This window comes from Arthrobacter sp. M71 S08 (genome assembly GCF_059089725.1).
On sequence record NZ_JBNHEY010000004.1, the window covers coordinates 250,418 to 268,173 of the forward strand.

The window sequence follows — 17,756 nt, forward strand, 5'->3', positions numbered from 1 at the left end:
CTTTGATGTTATCAAGAGGCTAGGCGGCGGTGCCCACTCAGAGACCGACTGCCAGACAAAGGAGTCATTTAATGGCGATTATTCGCGGAAGCAAAGCGGTGCTGCCGATTGCGGCACTCAGCGTACTAACGCTCACACTCTCTGCCTGTGGGACAGGTGGCGACGGCGACGGAGGAGGCGGCGAGGAACCGGCCGCGGACTGCGCGGCCTACGAGGAATACGGAACCTTCGACGGCGAAGAAGTGCGTGTCTACTCGACCATCGTGGACATTGAAGCCGAGCGTCTCGAAAATTCCTGGGCCGACTTCGCAGAGTGCACCGGCGCCGAAATAGTCTATGAAGGGTCGAAGGAATTTGAGACCCAGATCGGCGTCCGCTCACAGGCCGGCAACCCTCCGGACATCGCGATCTTCCCGCAGCCCGGTCTGCTCGCAGCTGAGGTGGCCGGCGGCAACGTACTGCCCGCCCCCGATGAAGTGGAAGCGCTCGTCGATGAGAACTGGTCCGAGGACTGGAAGGGCTACGGCACGGTCGACGGTGAGTTCTACGGCGCTCCAATGCTCGCCAACGTGAAGGGTTACGTCTGGTACTCCCCGGCGACCTTCGAGGAGAAGGGGTGGGAAATCCCTGAGACCCTCGACGAGATGATGACCCTCACCGAGGACATCGCAGCAGAAGGAACAATGAAGCCGTGGTGCGCAGGATTCGAATCCGGCGAGGCCACGGGTTGGCCGGGCACCGACTGGATCGAAGACTACGTGCTGCGCCAGGCCGGCCCGGACGTCTATGACCAGTGGGTCAACCACGAAATTCCGTTCAACGACCCGCAAATCGTTGAAGCATTCGACTCCGTGGGTGAAATCCTCAAGAACGATGACTACGTCAACGGCGGATTCGGTGACTCTCGTTCCATCCTGACCACGCCGTTCGCCGATGCCGGCCAGCCGGTCCTCGACGGAGCGTGCGCAATGCACCACCAGGCGTCCTTCCAGGCATCAAACTGGCCTGAAGGTACCGAAATCGCCGAAGACGGAGACGTCTGGGCCTTCATGACCCCGGGTGTTGAAGCCGGCAGCGGTGCAATCACGGGCGGCGGCGAGATTGTCGCTGCGTACTCCGACGAACCCGCAGTTGTGGCCTTCCAGACCTTCATGGCTTCCGCTGAGTTCGCCAACAACCGCGTTTCCGAGGGTGGTGCCATCAGCGCCAACAAAGCGCTCGACGCCTCGCTTGCCCAGAGCCCTCTGGACAAGCAGTCCATCGAGCTGTTGCAGAGCGAAGATACCGTCTTCCGGTTCGACGCGTCTGACCTGATGCCGGGGGCCGTAGGCTCCAACTCCTTCTGGAAGGGCATCGTTGAGTGGATCAACGGCACGCCGACGCAGCAGGTGGTTGACACCATCGAAAGCAGCTGGCCCCAGTAGTTCCTTCACGAACCCGGCGTATCACTCACGTGGTACGCCGGGTTCGTACTGACTTTCTCGATCTTCGGGAATATTTCCCACAAAGGAGGCTTCGCTATGGAGGATCTCGGCGAAAAATTCCTGCAGGTGGTGATCGCCCTGGCTGTCTTTGCCGCCATCATCGGGATCATCATGCTGCTGGTTGACCGGGCACCCAAATCTTTCCGCGACAAAGCGACGATCCTGGGGTTCATGGCGCCTGCCGCGATCCTGCTGATCATCGGCATGGTCTGGCCCGCACTGCAGACCACCTTCCTCGCGTTCACGGACCGTAACGGAAACGTCAACGGCATCGACAACTTCATCTGGATGTTCACAGAGCCGTCCGCTCTGGTCACACTGAGGAACACCGTGCTGTGGGTGATTCTCGTTCCCACGCTCTCGACGATCATCGGGCTCGTCTACGCAGTGTTCATCGACAAGGCACATGGCGAACGCGTCCTGAAAGCTCTCGTCTTCATGCCGATGGCCATTTCCATGGTCGGCGCCGGCATCATCTGGAATTTCATGTACGCCTTCCGCGGCTCGGAGCAAGAGCAGATCGGCCTCGTGAACCAGATCCTCGTCTGGTTCGGTGGGGAGCCGAAGCAGTTCCTGCTCGACGCTCCGGGAAACACCTTTTTCCTCATCGCAGTGATGGTGTGGATCCAGGTGGGGTTCGCCATGGTTATTCTTTCGGCGGCGATCAAGGGGATACCGGCGGATGTTATTGAAGCATCGCGGCTCGACGGCGCGGGTGCATGGCAGCAGTTCCGGAACATCACCATCCCGTCCATTCGCGGCGCACTGGTGGTGGTGGTGACCACCATCACGATCATCACCCTGAAGGTGTTCGACATCGTTCGCACCATGACGGCGGGTAATTACGAGACGTCGGTCATCGCCAACGAGATGTACACCCAGGCGTTCCGGGCCGCTGAACCCGGTCGCGGAGCAGCCCTGGCACTGGTCCTGTTCCTCATGGTGCTGCCGGTAGTCATTTATAACGCTCGGGTACTCAAGAAGCAGAAGGAGATCCGATGACTTCGACACCAGCTGTACCAGTAATTGTCGGCACCGAGGACGGTCAACCAGCCCCGCCGATCGCCCGCCGGGTAAAACAGCGACTTACCTCCCGCGGTGCCACGATTGCTGCGGTGATCATCGCCATCATCTGGACCGTTCCGACTGCCGGCTTGTTCATTTCCTCCTTCAGACCGCAGGCGGAAATCAACCGAAACGGTTGGTGGAACATCCTGTCCAACTTCGAGTTCACGCTCGATAACTACAGGGACGTACTCGTCTCCGGCGGCAGCCAGTCACCCAACCTCGGACAGTACTTCGTCAACTCCCTTGCCATTGTCATTCCCGCGACCCTCATCCCGTTGGTGGTCGCCTCGATGGCCGCCTACATCTTCGCGTGGAGCAACTTCCGCGGCAAGGACACGTTGTTTGTCTTTGTCTTCGCGCTGCAGATCATCCCCCTGCAGATGGCTCTGATTCCGCTGCTGACGCTGTTCGTCAACCTGAAGATCGGCGAGTTCCAATTGTTGCCCTCGGGTTCCTATGCGCAACTGTGGCTGGCGCATACGATCTTCGCGCTGCCATTGGCCATCTTCCTCCTGCACAATTTCATAGCCGAGATTCCCGGCGAGGTCATCGAAGCAGCGAGGGTGGACGGCGCCGGGCACGCGACCATCTTCTGGCGCATCATCATTCCGCTGTCGGTTCCCGCACTCGCTTCCTATGCGATTTTCCAGTTCCTGTGGGTCTGGAATGACCTGCTGGTGGCGTTGGTGTTCTCCGGAGGTACAGGCGACGTCGCGCCCATCACGCAGCGACTTGCCGAGCTGACCGGAACACGCGGCGGAGAGTGGCACAGACTGACGGCAGGCGCGTTCGTATCAATGATCGTTCCGCTGCTCGTCTTCTTCGGGCTGCAACGCTACTTTGTCCGCGGGCTGCTTGCTGGTGGGCTCAAGGGCTGATGCAACGTGACCGGCATCGAGGATGTTGCGGTTGCCACCGGGGTGTCAACCGCGACAGTGTCGCGCGCACTGCGCGGGCTGACTGGAGTGTCGGAGAGCACCCGCGCCCGCGTGCTGAGCGCGGCGCGGGAGCTCGGCTATGTACCGTCGTCGGCTGCGTCGGGACTGGCCTCCGGACGAACCATGGCGATGGGCGTGCTGCTGCCCATGATCGAAACTTGGTACTTCTCGGCTGTCCTGGAGGGCGTGGACCGTCAACTCCGTGCCGCAGGATATGACCTCATCGTCTTCAGTCTGGGCGGAACGGGAGTAAACAGGGAAAGGGTGTTCCACCGTTCGATCCTGCGAAAGCGGATCGATGCCCTCCTGGTGATGTGCATGGAACTCACGGAGGATGAGCATCGCGCCCTCCGGGAACTGGAATCGCCCACCATTGTGGTGGGCGGTTCCGTTCAGGGCGTGCGTCATGTCGGCATCGATGATGATGCAGCCGTTCGGGACGCCATGGAACACCTGATCTCACTCGGTCACACCCGGATCGGACATGTGCGGGGAGGCGGTTCTTTCGGCCTGTATTTTGAGGTACCCCGCATCCGTGAGGAGTCCTATCACGCGACGATGGCTGCCCACGGTCTATCGGTACGCGAGGAATGGTCCGTCTTCGGTGACTTCCGCTTCAAGGAGGCAAAGATCGCCGTGAAGCGGATGCTCTCGACAGCGCGTGAACGGCCCACGGCATTGTTCTGCTCGTCCGACGAGATGGCGTTCGGTGCCCTGATTGCCGCTTCCGAGCTCGGCATCCGCGTGCCGGACGAACTCTCTATCGCAGGGATTGACGATCACGAGTTCGCCGAACCCATGGGCCTGACCACGGTGCGGCAGATGCCCGAGGAGCAGGGTGCCTCCGCAGCGGAACTCCTCCTGAACGAGCTGGAAGGTGTGCCGCCCGTGCAAAACCCGCCGACGCAGCCCCACGAACTCATCCTGCGCGCCTCGACTGGCCCGGCGCCCGGCTAGCCGGGTCCCGGTCGCTACGCTTGGAGACATGGCTACCGACCTCCTCTATCTCGACGACTTCGATGTGCTGACTGCTTCCGCCACGGTTACGGCGGTGACCAGGCTCGACGACGGCCGGCTCGACGTCGAACTCGACCGCACCTGCTTTTATCCCCGCGGCGGAGGACAGGACTGGGACACCGGGACAATCTCCGCAGGGGACGCTGCCTTCACCGTCGAGGAGGTGCGCCTCGATGAGCACGGGGTGGTCCACCACCTGGGTGAGGGCACTGTGTCGGAGGGTGCCGGCGTCGTACTGGATGTGGACGCCGAGCGGCGGGCGGTGAATACCCGGCTTCATTCAGCCGGACACATTGTTGATCTCGCCGTCGAGCGGCTGGGCCTCTCATGGGTGCCGGGCAAGGGTGCGCACTATCCGCACATGTCCTTCGTCGAGTACAACGGCGACGTCCCCGAAGACATTGAGGAGACCCGTCAGCGCATCGAGCGCGAGGTGGGACGGGTCATCGATGAGGGCAGCCGCAACGAGATCCGGTTCATGCCGGTCGCTGACATGGGCGAATACTGCCGGCACGTTCCGGAGAACATCCCTACCAACAAGCCCGCGAGGATCGTGCTCTACAACCCGACCTTCGGGGTGCCGTGCGGCGGGACGCATGTGCGTGATGTCGCCGAGGTCGGGAAGCTCAACATCACCAGGATCAAGTCAAAGAAAGGCATCACGAAGGTGTCCTACGCGGTCGACGGCGTCAACTAGGAGGCGCGGGCGAGCTGGCGGATGGGAACCCACCGCGACGCGAGGCGCCGGTAGGCTGCGGCCGCGCCGGTCATGTCCACTTCGGCGAGGCACTCGATGCCCATCCGGACATCCATGGGCGACTCGTCCGGGAACACCAGGTCCGCTACCGGCCCGTAGTCCAGCTCGACGACGGCGTCACGGCGGAAGGACTCCAGCCATTCGGTGATCTCGGTCAGCTCTTCAAGCAGGTCCAGTTCCGGGGCGGCGATCGCGAGGCTGGCGACGGCGCGTCGGGAACGGTCAATGCACTCGCTGATCGTGACGGAGACACGGACGGTGTGGACTTGGCCGTCGTCGTCGACGACCTCGGTGAGGTCGTCCTCATGGATGAGCACAAACCAGGCGAAGGGGACGCCCCAGGTAGCGGACCGGGTGTGCAGCTTCGCCGTGGACTCGGCGAGCGTCTCCGGATCCAGCCGCGCCTGATGCGCTTCACGGGCAATGTCCGGGAGCAGCACGTCCATCAGCGGACCGCGGATGGTCTGCTCGAGGGACTCGGCGGCGAGGAAGGTGCGCACCGCCAACTGGTTGGGGCAGTAGAAGGGTGCGGTGGTCCCGTTGCCGCGCGGGAAGTGAAGCACTCGCACGAGGTCCTGCGCATGGTGCGGGAAGGGGTCCGAGACGGCACGCGTGATGCGCCGCATCGCGTCGAGGCGGTCCATCGCCTCGGTGACCCGGCGCTCGCGGGTCCGCTGTTCCAGGATTGCGAGTTGCTGGGCGTCACTGAACGCGTCGAGTGGTTCATAAACCCGCAGGAAGGAAACGTAGGGGAAGCTGCGGCCCGCGCGCGGCATGTGAGCCATGGGTCAGGTCAGCTCCACGATGACGGGCGCATGGTCGGATGCGCCCTTGCCCTTGCGTTCCTCACGGTCGATCGAAGCTCCGCCTACACGTTCGGCGAGGGCAGGGGAGGCGAGCACGAAGTCGATGCGCATTCCCATGCGCTTGGGGAAGCTGAGCTGCTTGTAGTCCCAGTAGGTGTACACGCCGGGGCCAGGGGTGTACGGACGGACGACGTCGGTGAAGCCCGACTCCTCGAAGGCATGGAACGCGGCGCGCTCCGGCGGGCTGACGTGGGTGTAGCCGTTGTTGAGGAAGAGGTCGATGTCCCAGACGTCCTCATCCTGCGGCGCAATGTTCCAGTCACCGGTCAGCGCCACCTGGGCTGACGGATCCGCCTCCAGCAGCCCGACGGCGTGCTTGCGCAGCAGCTCGAGCCATTCGATCTTGTATGCCATATGCGGGTCTCCGAGCGCTCTGCCGTTCGGGACGTACAGGCTCCACACCCGTACGCCGCCGCAAGTGGCGCCGATCGCGCGGGCCTCCTGCACAGGATCGGCGTCCTTCCCGAACACGGGCTGTCCCGGGAAGGTGCGCTCAACGTCGGTCAACCCCACACGGGAAGCGATGGCGACGCCGTTCCACTGGCTCACGCCGAAGTGCGCCACCTCGTAGCCGCTCTTCTCGAACATGTCCCAAGGGAAGTTCTCGTCCTTGCACTTGGTTTCCTGGATGGCAAGGACGTCCACATCGGAGCGGTCGAGCCAGGCCTCCACACGGTCGGCACGGGCTCGGAGGGAATTGACGTTCCAGGTCGCAATCTTCACAGTTGCTACGTTACCCAATCGGCGGGTTTTGCTTGGTACCCGATCCTCTATCAGACGTGAGCGCCCGCCCTGCGGTCAGGATTCGGGTGTGCCGCGCCACCATGAATCGTGAATGGAGACGGGGACCGTGCGCTTGTGCCGGGTCATAAGGTAGCGGCGCTCGATGAGCTGCGCTGCTTCCTCGGGAACTTCCCGGCCCTCAAGGTAGTCGTCGATCTGGTCGTAGGTAAGGCCCAGTTCGTGCTCGTCGGTCTGGCCGGGGTTCTCATCCAGCAGGTCCGCGGTGGGAATCTTGTTATAGAGGCGTTCCTCCGCGCCGAGTTCCTTGAGGAGCTGGCGGTTCTGCCGCTTGTTCAGGCCAAACAGCGGGAGGATATCCGCGCCGCCGTCGCCGTACTTCGTGAAGAAGCCCGTGACGGACTCGGCGCCATGGTCCGTGCCGATGACCAGGAGGTTGTCTTCGCCGGCCAGGGCGTACTGCGCCACCATGCGTACGCGCGCCTTCACGTTGCCCTTGTTGAAATCGGACATTTCTTTGCCGGCAGCGCTGGAAAACTCGCGCTGGAAACCGTCGACGGCGGGAGCAACGTTGTAGACGACGGACCGGTCCGGCGCGATAAAGGCCAGCGCTGCCTGCGCGTCATCCTCGTCATGCTGGACGTTATATGGCAGACGGGCAGCCACGAAGGAGGCTTCGGTGCCCTCGGCCCGCAGTTCCTCCGCCGCCTGTTGCGCCAGTTTTCCCGCGAGGGTTGAGTCCAGACCGCCGCTGATCCCGAGCACAAAGCCCTGGGTCCGGGAGGCCTGGACGTAGTCCTTCAGGAAGTCCACGCGCTGGCGGATCTCCTTCACAGGGTCGATGGTGGGGCTTACGCCCATTTCGTCGATGATCTTCGCCTGAAGTTCGCGCATGGGGACAGGTTACTAAACTCCGCCGGACTACTGCTTGAACGCGGCGTCGAAGGACAACGACGACGGCGCGAAGTCGAATTTCCTCAGGAAAGCGAGAGCCTCGGGGGCACCGTCGAGACGGTCCATGCCGGCGTCCTCCCACTCAACTGAGATCGGACCGTCATAGCCGATTGCGGTGAGGGCCCGGAAGCTGTCCTCCCAGGGCACGTCACCGCGTCCGGTCGACACGAAGTCCCAGCCGCGGCGGGGATCTCCCCAGGGTAGGTGCGAGGACAGAATGCCGTTGCGGCCGCCGCCCATCCGCATCTTCGTGTCCTTGCAGTCCACGTGGTAGATCCGGTCCGCGAAGTCGGAGATGAATGCCACCGGGTCTATCTGCTGCCACATGAAGTGGCTCGGATCCCAGTTGAGTCCGAAAGCGGGCCGGTTCCCGACGGCGTCGAGCGCGCGACGGGTGGACCAGTAGTCGTAGGCGATTTCTGAGGGGTGCACCTCGTGGGCGAAGCGCACGCCGCACTCATCAAATACGTCGAGGATGGGGTTCCACCGGTCAGCGAAGTCCTGGTACCCGGCGTCGATCACGTCCTGGCTGACGGGAGGGAACATGGCGACGTACTGCCAGATGGACGAGCCGGTGAAGCCGACGACGGTCTTCACACCGAGCTTCTTGGCGAGCCGTGCGGTGAGCTTCATTTCCTCCGCAGCGCGCTGCCGTACGCCCTCGGGATCACCGTCGCCCCAGACCTTGGGGCCGACAATGGCTTCGTGGCGGAAGTCGATCGGGTTGTCGCAGACAGCCTGGCCCTTGAGGTGGTTCGAGATGGCCCACACCTTGAGGTTGTTGCGCTCCAGGATGTCGAGCCGTTCCTGGATGTAGTCGTCATCATCCCAGCGCCAGGCGTCGAGGTGATCACCGGAGACTGCGATCTCCAGTCCGTCGTACCCCCACTGGCCTGCGAGTTCGGCTACCTTCTCGAACGGCAGGTCCGCCCACTGGCCCGTGAACAGGGTGAAATTGCGTGCCATGAATTTTTCTCCTTGCGTGAGTGGTCAGGAAAGCGTGCGGGTAGTGGGGTTCCAGTCTTCGGGCAGGGGCTCGGCCGCCACGGCGGAACTGGCGACGTCAACGAACGTGCGGTTTTCCACGGATTCGGCGATGGAAGCCATGGTGTCCAGGACGTGGAAGGCTGTTTCACCCTGTGCGCGGTGCAGAACACCGGCACGGATCGAGCGGGCCATATCTAGCACTCCGGTGCCGCGGCCGAAGGTGGAACCGACGGCCGGGAGGGTTTCCCAGTCGTCGGCACCGTGGCGGTGGAGGCGGATGGCGCCGTCGAACATGTTCGGGTCCGGGAAGGCAATCGTGGCTTCCGACCCGGTGATCTCCACGAAACCGTGACGGGGGAGCGGCGAATCGAAGCTGAAGTTGCTTGTGGAGGAGGCGCCGCCCTTGAACTGGACCAGCGCGCTCACATGCGTGGGAACGGTGACGGCGAACTCTTCACCAGCGCACGGGCCGGATCCGATCACGCGGGTCTCCCGTGACCGCGACCCAAGCGCGGCTACGGTGTTCACGCTGCCGAAGGCCTGTACCAGCGCGGTCAGATAGTAAGGACCCATGTCGAACAACGGCCCCGCACCCTCCTGGAACAGGAACGCCGGATTGGGGTGCCAGGCTTCCGGGCCGGGCGACTGCATGAGCGTCAGCGCAGTGAGCGGCACTCCGATATCGCCGCGCTGGATCATGCGAAGGCCGGTCTGCAGGCCGGCACCGAGGAACGTGTCAGGGGCGCATCCCAACCTCACGCCCGCGTCGGACGCCGCCCTAAGAAGGGACTTGCCGGACTCCCGGTCGAGGGAGAAGGGCTTTTCACTCCATACATGCTTCCCGGCTGCCACCGCGTCCAGCGCGACCGGCACATGCGCGGCGGGAGTGGTGAGGTTGACGATTATTTCGACGTCGGGATGCTGCAGCGCATCCTCGACCGTCCCCCACGCCGGAACACCGAAGTCCTCCGCACGGGACTGGGCAGCCTCTGCGAAAAGGTCCGCGACGATATGGACCTGCACGTCAGGAAACGACGTGAGGTTGGTCAGGTACTCCTTGCTGATAACACCGGCTCCAATGATGCCGACCCCCACCGGCCCGCTCATGCGTTTGTCGAATTCGCGCCGGCCTGCAGGTACCGAAGGCTGTCCTCAAGCGCCTCGAACAGGTCTCCGGCACTGTCGTCCAGCTCGATGACTCCTACCTCCACCGACGCAGCCGCCGCGAGCATCGACGGAATATCCATCCGCCCAGCGCCCACGGCTACCTGCGACTTGTTGTCCCGGTCGACGGCCCCGTCCTTGATGTGGATGAAACGGACCCGGTCGCCCAGCTTCCCGAGCAGCTCAGCGGGATCGTGCCCACCCACAGCCACCCAGTAGGTGTCCACTTCAAGCACGACGGCGGGATCCAGGGCTTCGGCGAGTACCTCAAGCCCGGTGCGGCCGCCGAAGTCGGTTCCCACTTCCCACCAGTGATTGTGGTAGCCGACCGTGATGCCGTACTCAGCTCCGAGGGCCGCCACTTCATTGAGTGCCTGGGCGGTCTGCACGATCGCCTCCTCGGTGCTCCAGCGGACGGGATCGACGAGAGGTTCAATGACAGTGCCGATGCCCAACGTGCCGGCGGCCTCGAAGATGAGGTCGCGGTCGCCGTCGAGCAGGGGAGCATGGCCCGACGGCGCACTCATCCCGTTACGCGTCAGCGCAGCACCCAACGCATCGGTATTTGCCGCGAAGTTGTAGGGCTCTACGTTGGTGTAACCCATCGCCGCCAACCGATCGATCGTAGTGTCCAAGTCTGACTCAAGGGCATCTCGGACGGTGTACAGCTGCACGGAGAGTTGCACGCATTGCTCCTTCGGTGGAGTGTTCGGGGTGGGTTAGGTCAGATCAGAGTGTGACGGCGGCACTGGACTGCGCAGCGCTTGTCTCGATCGCGGCCAGCACTTTCTGTACTTCGAGCCCGTCCTCGAAGGAGGGCGTAGGAGCGGTGCCTGTTCGGATCGAATTGGTGAATTCAGCTGCTTGATTGATGAACGTGGAATCCCAACCAACGATGTGTCCGGCTGGCCACCACGCCTCAAGGTAAGGGTGAGTGGGTTCGGTGACCATGATGGTCCTGAAGCCTTGCGAGTCGAAATCCGTTGTCGCGTCAAAGAACTGCAACTCATTCAACCGTTCGAGGTTGAAGGAGAGGCTTCCCCGAGACCCATAGACCTCAATCTCGAACGAGTTCTTCCGCCCGGCGGCAAAACGGGACACTTCCAGGCTCGCAACCGCACCGGAAGCAAGGCGTAGGGTTGCCCAGGCAGCGTCGTCAACGGTTACCTCTTCCGGACCGTTTGGACCCTTGCGTGTCTTCACAAAGGTATTCACCGATCCGGTGACCGACTCAATAGGTGAACCGCATAGGAACCGCACCTGGTCGGTGGCGTGCGAGGCCAGGTCGCCGAGCGCACCCGATCCAGCTGTTTCCTGACGCAGGCGCCATGTCATGGGCGCCTCCTCGTCGACCAACCAATCCTGGAGGTAGCTCACACGTAGTTGCCTGACCTCCCCGAGGCGACCGTCGCTGATGAGTTTCCGTGCGAGGGCAAGCGCGGGAACCCGGCGGTAGTTGAAGGCGACCATCGAGTGGACTCCGCGGGCTCGCGCGCGCTGAGCCGCCGTGACCATGAGCTCAGCTTCCGCGAGGGTATTGGCGAGGGGCTTCTCGACGATTACGTGCTTGCCGGCTTCGAGTGCTGCAATGGCTATCTCCGCGTGTAGGTGGCCCGGTGTGCAGATGTCGACGATATGAATGTCATCCCGGTCGAGGACCTGCTCCCAGTCGGTGAGGCTTTCCTCCCAGCCGTACTGCCGTGCGGCCTCGTCTACCTGCGCGGCGTCGCGGCCGACTAGCACTTTCTGAGCCACCAGCGGTGACGGATGGAACGCATTGACGTTGCGCCACGCGTTGGAGTGGGCCTTCCCCATGAACGAATAACCGAGCACAGCCACTCCGAGCCGGCTGTCAGGACGAAGGTCTCCCGAAGTGGGAGCGGGCGCCGCCGTCGTCATATCTGCATCTCCTTAATAGTCCTGTCCTGCGTCCTGCGCAGGAATGCGAGGCCGTCCTCGGCGAGTCTGTCTTGCGTGGCTGCCAGCGGGCGCCAGATTGATGCCGCCGTGGCGATGCTCGCGTTGAGTGCCGTGAAACTTTCGATGTTGAGTGCGCCGGTGTAACCGATAGTATCCAGGGCGTCGAAGATGCCGTCCCAGTCGGTCTGGTCGCCGCCGGGCGCGCCGCGATCATTCCCACAGACCTGCAGGTGGACCAGATGTTCGCCGGCCGCCTTGATTGCGTCCGCAGATGACCGCTCTTCAATTCCCAGGTGGTAGGTGTCGAGCGCCAGCCCGACTCCGTGACCCAGCAGGGGGTCGAGCGCTTCCAGCGACTGGGCAGTGGTGTTGAGGAGCGAGGTTTCGTAGCGGTTGAGCGGTTCGATGCCGAGCACGACCCCTGCGTCCGCCGCTTCGCCGGCCAGCGGAGCAAGATTTCGGCGCAGTTCAGCATAGGCTTCGCTGCGTTCATCCTTGCTCATGCGCCACAGCCGACCGGTGGCGGAGTAGAAGGGACCACAGACGGCGGGGGCACCGACGTCGTGAGCTAACTGTATGCAGGCGCTCAAGTAGCGCTGCGTCTCAGTAATCGTGCCGGGATCGGCAAGCACCAGATCACGTCCGGAAGCCATCGCTCCGACAATGTAGGGCTTCAGGCCCGAAAGCGAGTTGGTGACGGACTGTGCGGAGAAGTCCCCGACGTTCTCAAGCGGTAGCTCGACCGCGTCAAAGCCCTGCCCCGCGATTCGTGGAAGAAGTTCAGTTATGGTTGCGTCCGTCAGGGGCGACTCCCACACCCAGGTGTTGACGCCGATAGGCCGGTGCATGTTTCTGTGTCCTGACGTTCTTGTCGCCTAGTTGCTCACTCAACAGCGTCCGAGAGGGCAACTAGGCGACAACTCATGGATGGGTTACGGGATGATGCGTTCCTGCCAGACGTCGGGGTAGCCCGGGAGCTCCTCGCCGCCGAACTTCGCATAGTGACCGTCAGGCATGCCCTCGTTATCAGCCAGATAATCGCCGCGCTCGTCTTCGGTGATCGGCTCCTGCGGGAGGACCCACTCGGCCGGGATTTCCTCTCCGGCGAAAATCTTCTCGAGCGCGAGGAGCGGCGTGCGCCACTGGAAATTCGAGTAAACGGGCGCAAGTCCGTTCAGGCCGGTATCTTCCCATTTGCGCAGGAAGCTCATCTCGTCCTCGCCGGTCATCACCGGGTAGTCCACGCCTGCGTCCTCGAATGCCTCGATGGCTGCAACCGCACCGTCGCCTGCATCCATCCACACGCCATGGACGTCTCCGGTGGCCAGCTCGTCGGAGATGATCTTCTTGATCTCAGTCGGGTCGGCACCGGTGAAGTAGTCCACCGCTTCGATGCCGTTCTCTTCGAAGATTCTCTCCGCTGCCGCCCAACGCTGCTCAAGCACGTCCACCCCGGGGAGGATCCTCAAGGCTACGACCTTGTTGCCCTCTCCGAGGTTATCGACAAGGAAGTTCGCCGAGTCGATTCCCCAGGCGAAACCACCGATCGGGTGAATGAACGTTGTTGCACAGTCGGTTTGGACCCCACGATCGAAGACCACTACGGGCTTACCGGTTTCACATGCCCGTTCGACCGCCGGGGTAAGCGCCGCCGTGGAGTTCGGCGAGATCACGAACGCGTCACAGTTTCCCTCTGCGATGAAGTAATCGATGTCGGCGATTTGCGTATTGTCATCGTCCTGCGCATCGCGGGTCTCCATCTCGGAAATGACCCCTGACTCCTGCAGAACCTTGAGCTGCTCGTTCATGGTGATCCAGCCGGTCTGGCGCCACGGGTTGGAAATCGAGGCGTTGGCAAAGCAGACCTTCTGCCCGCCCTCGGCAGCGAACTGCGACGTATCGGTCATTTCACCGTCTATGTACTGTAGCCAAGGTGTTTCGGGGTCACCCTCGAAGGTGGCCGATCGCTGCTCGAACTGCTCGTCGTATACCTCCTGAACAAACCATTCATCGCTGCTTTCTTCCGCTGGAGTGGCTGCCGCATCTCCGCCGGCGTCGGCGGTGGGTGGGTCTTCTATGGATGAATCGGTGGTGCATGCGGTCAGGGCAAGCAGCGTTGCAGCTGCGAGCACTGTGACCTGTGTTGGGATGCGTCGGCGCATCATTTTCCTCCCTCATCGGTGCCCACTGCGGGCAATGGTGCAACTGTTTCTGCTACTGGGTGTTGCGGTTCATGAGCGGTACTGCTCCGGCCACGCCGACGGCGTTGCCAGGTTATGGTCCCCGCAGCCACGGCGAGGATGATGATGGCGCCTTGGACGGTATCGCGCCAGGTGGATTGGACTCCGACGAAATTCAGGAGGGTGAATAACATCTCGAGGGCGAAGGCACCGGCTGCTGCCGAGAGCACCCAGCCTCGTCCGCCCCCGAGGACGACGCCGCCAAGCACGACGGCGGTAATAGCGGTGAATTCGTAACCTCGCCCTACCGAGGGGTGAACGCCGGCATAGCCGACGAGGATGACTCCGGCCACCGTCGCGGCGAGCGATGAAAGCATGAACGCCCTCGTACGGACCCACCAGACGCGCGCTCCGGTCAGAGCGGCAGCTTGCGCATTGTCCCCCACGGCGATGAGCGTGCGGCCGTACGGGCGGCGCATCAGCCAGAATGCGCCGGCGGCCAGAACAACGAGGATGATGACCGGGTAGGGCAACACCTCCACCACGGGGACACCCCCGATGCCGCCCCGACCAATCTGTCGGAAGCTGTCTGCGGGGTTGCCGGTTGCGGCACCTCCGGTCCAGTAGAGCACCAGCCCGAGCAGGGCAAGCATCATGCCGAGCGTGACAATGAAGCTCGGCACTTTCAGCAGAGTGGTGATCAGGCCGTTGACCAGGCCGATGAAGGCGCCGAACACCAGCATGAGAACAAGTACGGGAATAGCTCGGCTGTCATCCTGGCCGATGAGGTTTCCTGCAATGATGACCTGCGCGGTCACCACCGACCCCATCGATAGATCGAATTCACCGCTCACGATGACGAAGTACTGCCCCATTGCTGCGATAGCTATGGGCGCCGTTCTTCCGATGAAGCGGATCAGCGACCCTGGCTCGCCGAAGGAGGGGTTGGCCGCGATGACAGCGATGAGGAGGACGAGGAGGAGCACAAAGACTGCTCCGCTCGGAGTACGCAACGCCCGGAGGAACCGTTCCGCGGCCGACGAGCGGTTCTGTTTCAGAGCCTGGTTGCGGGCCGTGGTGGCGGTACTCATGCGGCGACCTCCTGCCTGATGGCATCCTTCTGCTTTGATCGCGGCGTTGTTGGAAATCTGTCGGTGCGGCTGGTGGTCTTGCGCCGTGCGTAGACGGCGACCGCCACCACGATCACGATCCCGCGCACAACGTCTTTGAGGAAGGGGTTGATCTGCATGACGCTCATGATGTTGTCGATCATCGCGAAGATGAGTACACCGCCAAGAGTGCCTACCAGTGACCCCTTCCCGCCCGAGAGCAACGTGCCGCCAAGCACGACCGCGGCGATGGAGAGCAGAGCATACCCGCCCTGCGTGCCAATTGTTGGGCTGCCAACTCCGAGGCGTGCAGCCAGCAGCAGGCCGGCGAGTCCCGCCATTACTGAGCAGATGACGTGCGCCGCGATGATCGGCGTGTGGGTCTGGATCCCGGACATTCGGGCCACCGAGATGTCACCGCCGACAGCATAGATGTGGTGGCCCAGCCTCGTACGAGTGAGCATGAGCAGTACTATGGCGGCGCATGCCAGCATAATGAGCGTTGAGATCGGCACGGGACCGATTCCAGTGGCACCGATGAGCCGGAACTCGAGGGGCGTCTGACCGGAACTGCCCTTGTAGTTGGTAGCAAGGTATCCGCTAACGATGAGGCCCACACCCAGCGTGGCTATGAAGCCGTGCACCTTAAGCCCAGACACAATGAGTCCGTTTGTCAGTCCAATTATCGCCGCAACGAGTAGCGCGATCAGAACAGCGGGGAGGACGTTGGCGGCCTGATCCGCCATGATCCCTGCTGCGATGAGGCTGCTCATGCTCACAACGTACGGAACTGAAAGGTCCAGGCTGCCCACAAGGATCACGAGGGTCTGCCCGATGGCGATGAAACCCAGCACGCTGGTGCCGGTCAGGATGGCGGATATATTGCCGGTGCTGAAGAAGTTGCGTCCTGCGGCGCCGACCAGGATCGCGCCCACAATAATGGTCAGCAGGACTACGGCGTACACGACGTGGGTTGAAGACAGACGCTTCATGACAAAGCCTCCGTTCGCGCACCGGTTGCGAGGTGCAGGACCTGTTCTTCACTACTGTCAGGGGATACCTCGCCTGCGATCCGGCCATCACGCATAACGACAATTCGGTCCGACATACCAAGTACTTCGGGTAGTTCACTCGAAACCATCAGAATGGCCTTTCCTTCCGCCGCTAGGGAACGCATCAGGTTATAGACGGCGATCTTCGCCCCAACGTCGATTCCGCGCGTGGGTTCATCCAGCAAGACAACCTGGGGGTCTATCGCGAGCCACTTGGCAAGCACCACTTTCTGCTGGTTCCCACCGGAGAGATACTGCACTTCCTGGTCAAGGTCGCGTGCGACGACCTCGAGGGAAGAGAACACGCCGGGTACGCCCGCCCGGGCGGCGGATGTTTTCCCCGGGAAGACGGACCTGATGACGCCAAGCGCGTTGTCCAGGATGGACTGGTTGAGGCTCAGCCCCTGGGATTTTCGGTCCTCGGTGATGAGGGCAATACGATGGCGGATAGCGCGGCGTGGACTGTGCGCCTCATAGGGTTTACCGGCAAGTTCCATACGGCCACGCGTAAAAGGCTGGCTCCCGAATATCGCCTCGACCAGCTCGGTTCGTCCGGAACCCTGCAGGCCGGCCACACCGACAATCTCGCCCGCGTGAAGGGTCAAGTTGATGGAATCAAGCTGAAAATTTCCGCCGTCCTTGATTGTCAGCAACGCGCTGCCACGTGCAGTTCCGGCCAGTTTGTCCGGGAAGAACGCCGAGATAGGACGGCCAACCATCATGCGCACGAGGACGGCGTCGTCCATGCTCGAAGCGGGTTGGGTTCCGACGACCTCGCCGTCTTTCAGCACGGTGATGGTGTCACATAGGTCGAAAATCTCCTTGAGTCGGTGCGAAACATAGAGGATAGCGGTGCCGCGATCCTTCAAGCGGCGGATGATCGCGTACAGCAGCTCGACTTCCGGCCCGGCCAGCGCGGCTGTTGGCTCATCCATAGAGATGATGCGGGCGTCATAACTCACCGCCTTCGCGATCTCCACGATCTGCTGCTGTGCGACGGACAGAGAGCGCACTTCGGTGGAGGGCTCAATGCTTGTGATGCCTAACTGAGCCAGAAGGTCAGTAGTGTTGGCGTGCATCGCCTTGCGGTCCACGAGAGGACCCTTGCGGGGTTCCCTGCCGAGGTAGATATTCTCCGCAACGGTGCGATCAGGTAGCAGATTGAACTCCTGAAACACGGTAGACAGGCCAGCCTCATGAGCCTGGGTCGGGTGATGGAAGTGGACGGCCTTGCCATCAATTTCCACAGTTCCGGCATCCCGCTGGTAGACGCCTGCCAGGAGTTTCATCAGCGTCGATTTCCCGGCGCCGTTCTCTCCGACAAGCCCGTGCACTTCACCTGCATGGAGTTCCAGATGGGCATTCTTGAGGACCTGGACGCCAAAAAAGGCCTTCGTGAGCCCTACAACTCTCAACACGGGGTCGTTGACTTCATCATCCACGTTTTCACTGTGACATACGTCGCATACTTTTGTCGATAGTCAGGCAAAAGTCGAGCAACGGCTACCCGATAGGGGTC

The 17,756-nt window shown here is 62.3% G+C and carries 17 protein-coding genes; 5 read left to right on the forward strand and 12 right to left on the reverse strand.

The window, feature by feature from the left end; all coding sequences use genetic code 11:
- Window positions 1-71: 71 nt before the first annotated feature.
- From AC5RTB_RS10925 to AC5RTB_RS10945, 5 genes are all read left to right on the forward strand, one after another.
- Entirely contained in the window at window positions 72-1,424 is a 1,353-nt protein-coding gene (locus tag AC5RTB_RS10925) for an ABC transporter substrate-binding protein (protein WP_494061086.1), read from the forward strand.
- 96 nt (window positions 1,425-1,520) lie between these two features.
- Window positions 1,521-2,486, forward strand: coding sequence for a carbohydrate ABC transporter permease (locus AC5RTB_RS10930; protein WP_494061087.1), 966 nt, complete (start codon window positions 1,521-1,523; stop codon window positions 2,484-2,486).
- A complete protein-coding gene (locus AC5RTB_RS10935; RefSeq protein ID WP_494061088.1) occupies window positions 2,483-3,430 on the forward strand; it encodes a carbohydrate ABC transporter permease in 948 nt (315 codons plus the stop codon). The genes AC5RTB_RS10930 and AC5RTB_RS10935 overlap by 4 nt, the downstream gene beginning before the upstream one ends.
- A 6-nt stretch (window positions 3,431-3,436) precedes the next feature.
- Window positions 3,437-4,447, forward strand: coding sequence for a LacI family DNA-binding transcriptional regulator (locus tag AC5RTB_RS10940; RefSeq protein WP_494061089.1), 1,011 nt, complete (start codon window positions 3,437-3,439; stop codon window positions 4,445-4,447).
- A 28-nt stretch (window positions 4,448-4,475) separates the two neighbouring features.
- The gene (locus tag AC5RTB_RS10945; RefSeq protein ID WP_494061090.1) at window positions 4,476-5,204 is read left to right on the forward strand and encodes an alanine--tRNA ligase-related protein; all 729 of its coding nucleotides are present in this window, start codon (window positions 4,476-4,478) and stop codon (window positions 5,202-5,204) included.
- Here the strand turns inward: AC5RTB_RS10945 and AC5RTB_RS10950 are convergent.
- The 12 genes from AC5RTB_RS10950 to AC5RTB_RS11005 form a co-directional block, all read right to left on the reverse strand.
- A complete protein-coding gene (locus tag AC5RTB_RS10950; protein WP_494061091.1) occupies window positions 5,201-6,049 on the reverse strand; it encodes a DUF8083 family protein in 849 nt (282 codons plus the stop codon). The genes AC5RTB_RS10945 and AC5RTB_RS10950 overlap by 4 nt on opposite strands.
- Before the next feature lie 3 nt (window positions 6,050-6,052).
- Window positions 6,053-6,853, reverse strand: a complete 801-nt coding sequence (locus AC5RTB_RS10955) for an exodeoxyribonuclease III (protein ID WP_494061092.1) — start codon at window positions 6,851-6,853, stop codon at window positions 6,053-6,055.
- A 75-nt stretch (window positions 6,854-6,928) separates the two neighbouring features.
- Window positions 6,929-7,765, reverse strand: coding sequence for an NAD(+) synthase (gene nadE, locus AC5RTB_RS10960; RefSeq protein WP_494061093.1), 837 nt, complete (start codon window positions 7,763-7,765; stop codon window positions 6,929-6,931).
- 27 nt (window positions 7,766-7,792) lie between these two features.
- Window positions 7,793-8,791, reverse strand: a complete 999-nt coding sequence (locus AC5RTB_RS10965; protein ID WP_494061094.1) for a sugar phosphate isomerase/epimerase family protein — start codon at window positions 8,789-8,791, stop codon at window positions 7,793-7,795.
- Window positions 8,792-8,815: 24 nt separating this feature from the next.
- Entirely contained in the window at window positions 8,816-9,919 is a 1,104-nt protein-coding gene (locus AC5RTB_RS10970; protein ID WP_494061095.1) for a Gfo/Idh/MocA family protein, read from the reverse strand.
- Entirely contained in the window at window positions 9,916-10,662 is a 747-nt protein-coding gene (locus AC5RTB_RS10975; protein WP_494061096.1) for a sugar phosphate isomerase/epimerase family protein, read from the reverse strand. Before AC5RTB_RS10975 ends, AC5RTB_RS10970 begins: the two co-directional genes overlap by 4 nt.
- 43 nt (window positions 10,663-10,705) lie before the next feature.
- Window positions 10,706-11,875: a Gfo/Idh/MocA family protein gene (locus tag AC5RTB_RS10980; RefSeq protein WP_494061097.1), complete on the reverse strand. Its 1,170-nt coding sequence runs from the start codon at window positions 11,873-11,875 to the stop codon at window positions 10,706-10,708.
- Window positions 11,872-12,744 carry a sugar phosphate isomerase/epimerase family protein gene (locus AC5RTB_RS10985; RefSeq protein ID WP_494061098.1) on the reverse strand — a complete coding sequence of 291 codons (873 nt, stop codon included), beginning with the start codon at window positions 12,742-12,744 and terminating at the stop codon, window positions 11,872-11,874. The genes AC5RTB_RS10980 and AC5RTB_RS10985 overlap by 4 nt, the downstream gene beginning before the upstream one ends.
- An 84-nt stretch (window positions 12,745-12,828) precedes the next feature.
- Window positions 12,829-14,058: a substrate-binding domain-containing protein gene (locus AC5RTB_RS10990; RefSeq protein ID WP_494061188.1), complete on the reverse strand. Its 1,230-nt coding sequence runs from the start codon at window positions 14,056-14,058 to the stop codon at window positions 12,829-12,831.
- Window positions 14,058-15,167, reverse strand: a complete 1,110-nt coding sequence (locus AC5RTB_RS10995) for an ABC transporter permease (RefSeq protein ID WP_494061099.1) — start codon at window positions 15,165-15,167, stop codon at window positions 14,058-14,060. Before AC5RTB_RS10995 ends, AC5RTB_RS10990 begins: the two co-directional genes overlap by 1 nt.
- Window positions 15,164-16,177: an ABC transporter permease gene (locus AC5RTB_RS11000; protein WP_494061100.1), complete on the reverse strand. Its 1,014-nt coding sequence runs from the start codon at window positions 16,175-16,177 to the stop codon at window positions 15,164-15,166. Before AC5RTB_RS11000 ends, AC5RTB_RS10995 begins: the two co-directional genes overlap by 4 nt.
- Window positions 16,174-17,679 (reverse strand): sugar ABC transporter ATP-binding protein, encoded by a 1,506-nt coding sequence (locus AC5RTB_RS11005; RefSeq protein WP_494061101.1) that lies wholly within the window; start codon window positions 17,677-17,679, stop codon window positions 16,174-16,176. Before AC5RTB_RS11005 ends, AC5RTB_RS11000 begins: the two co-directional genes overlap by 4 nt.
- Window positions 17,680-17,756 lie beyond the last annotated feature (77 nt).

Coding starts and splice junctions, on each gene's coding strand:
- AC5RTB_RS10925 (WP_494061086.1), top strand. CDS start 72: ATGGCGATTATTCGCGGAAGCAAAGCGGTGCTGCCGATTGCGGCACTC.
- AC5RTB_RS10930 (WP_494061087.1), top strand. CDS start 1,521: ATGGAGGATCTCGGCGAAAAATTCCTGCAGGTGGTGATCGCCCTGGCT.
- AC5RTB_RS10935 (WP_494061088.1), top strand. CDS start 2,483: ATGACTTCGACACCAGCTGTACCAGTAATTGTCGGCACCGAGGACGGT.
- AC5RTB_RS10945 (WP_494061090.1), top strand. CDS start 4,476: ATGGCTACCGACCTCCTCTATCTCGACGACTTCGATGTGCTGACTGCT.
- AC5RTB_RS10950 (WP_494061091.1), bottom strand. CDS start 6,049: ATGGCTCACATGCCGCGCGCGGGCCGCAGCTTCCCCTACGTTTCCTTC.
- nadE (WP_494061093.1), bottom strand. CDS start 7,765: ATGCGCGAACTTCAGGCGAAGATCATCGACGAAATGGGCGTAAGCCCC.
- AC5RTB_RS10965 (WP_494061094.1), bottom strand. CDS start 8,791: ATGGCACGCAATTTCACCCTGTTCACGGGCCAGTGGGCGGACCTGCCG.
- AC5RTB_RS10970 (WP_494061095.1), bottom strand. CDS start 9,919: ATGAGCGGGCCGGTGGGGGTCGGCATCATTGGAGCCGGTGTTATCAGC.
- AC5RTB_RS10980 (WP_494061097.1), bottom strand. CDS start 11,875: ATGACGACGGCGGCGCCCGCTCCCACTTCGGGAGACCTTCGTCCTGAC.
- AC5RTB_RS10985 (WP_494061098.1), bottom strand. CDS start 12,744: ATGCACCGGCCTATCGGCGTCAACACCTGGGTGTGGGAGTCGCCCCTG.
- AC5RTB_RS10990 (WP_494061188.1), bottom strand. CDS start 14,058: ATGCGCCGACGCATCCCAACACAGGTCACAGTGCTCGCAGCTGCAACG.
- AC5RTB_RS10995 (WP_494061099.1), bottom strand. CDS start 15,167: ATGAGTACCGCCACCACGGCCCGCAACCAGGCTCTGAAACAGAACCGC.
- AC5RTB_RS11000 (WP_494061100.1), bottom strand. CDS start 16,177: ATGAAGCGTCTGTCTTCAACCCACGTCGTGTACGCCGTAGTCCTGCTG.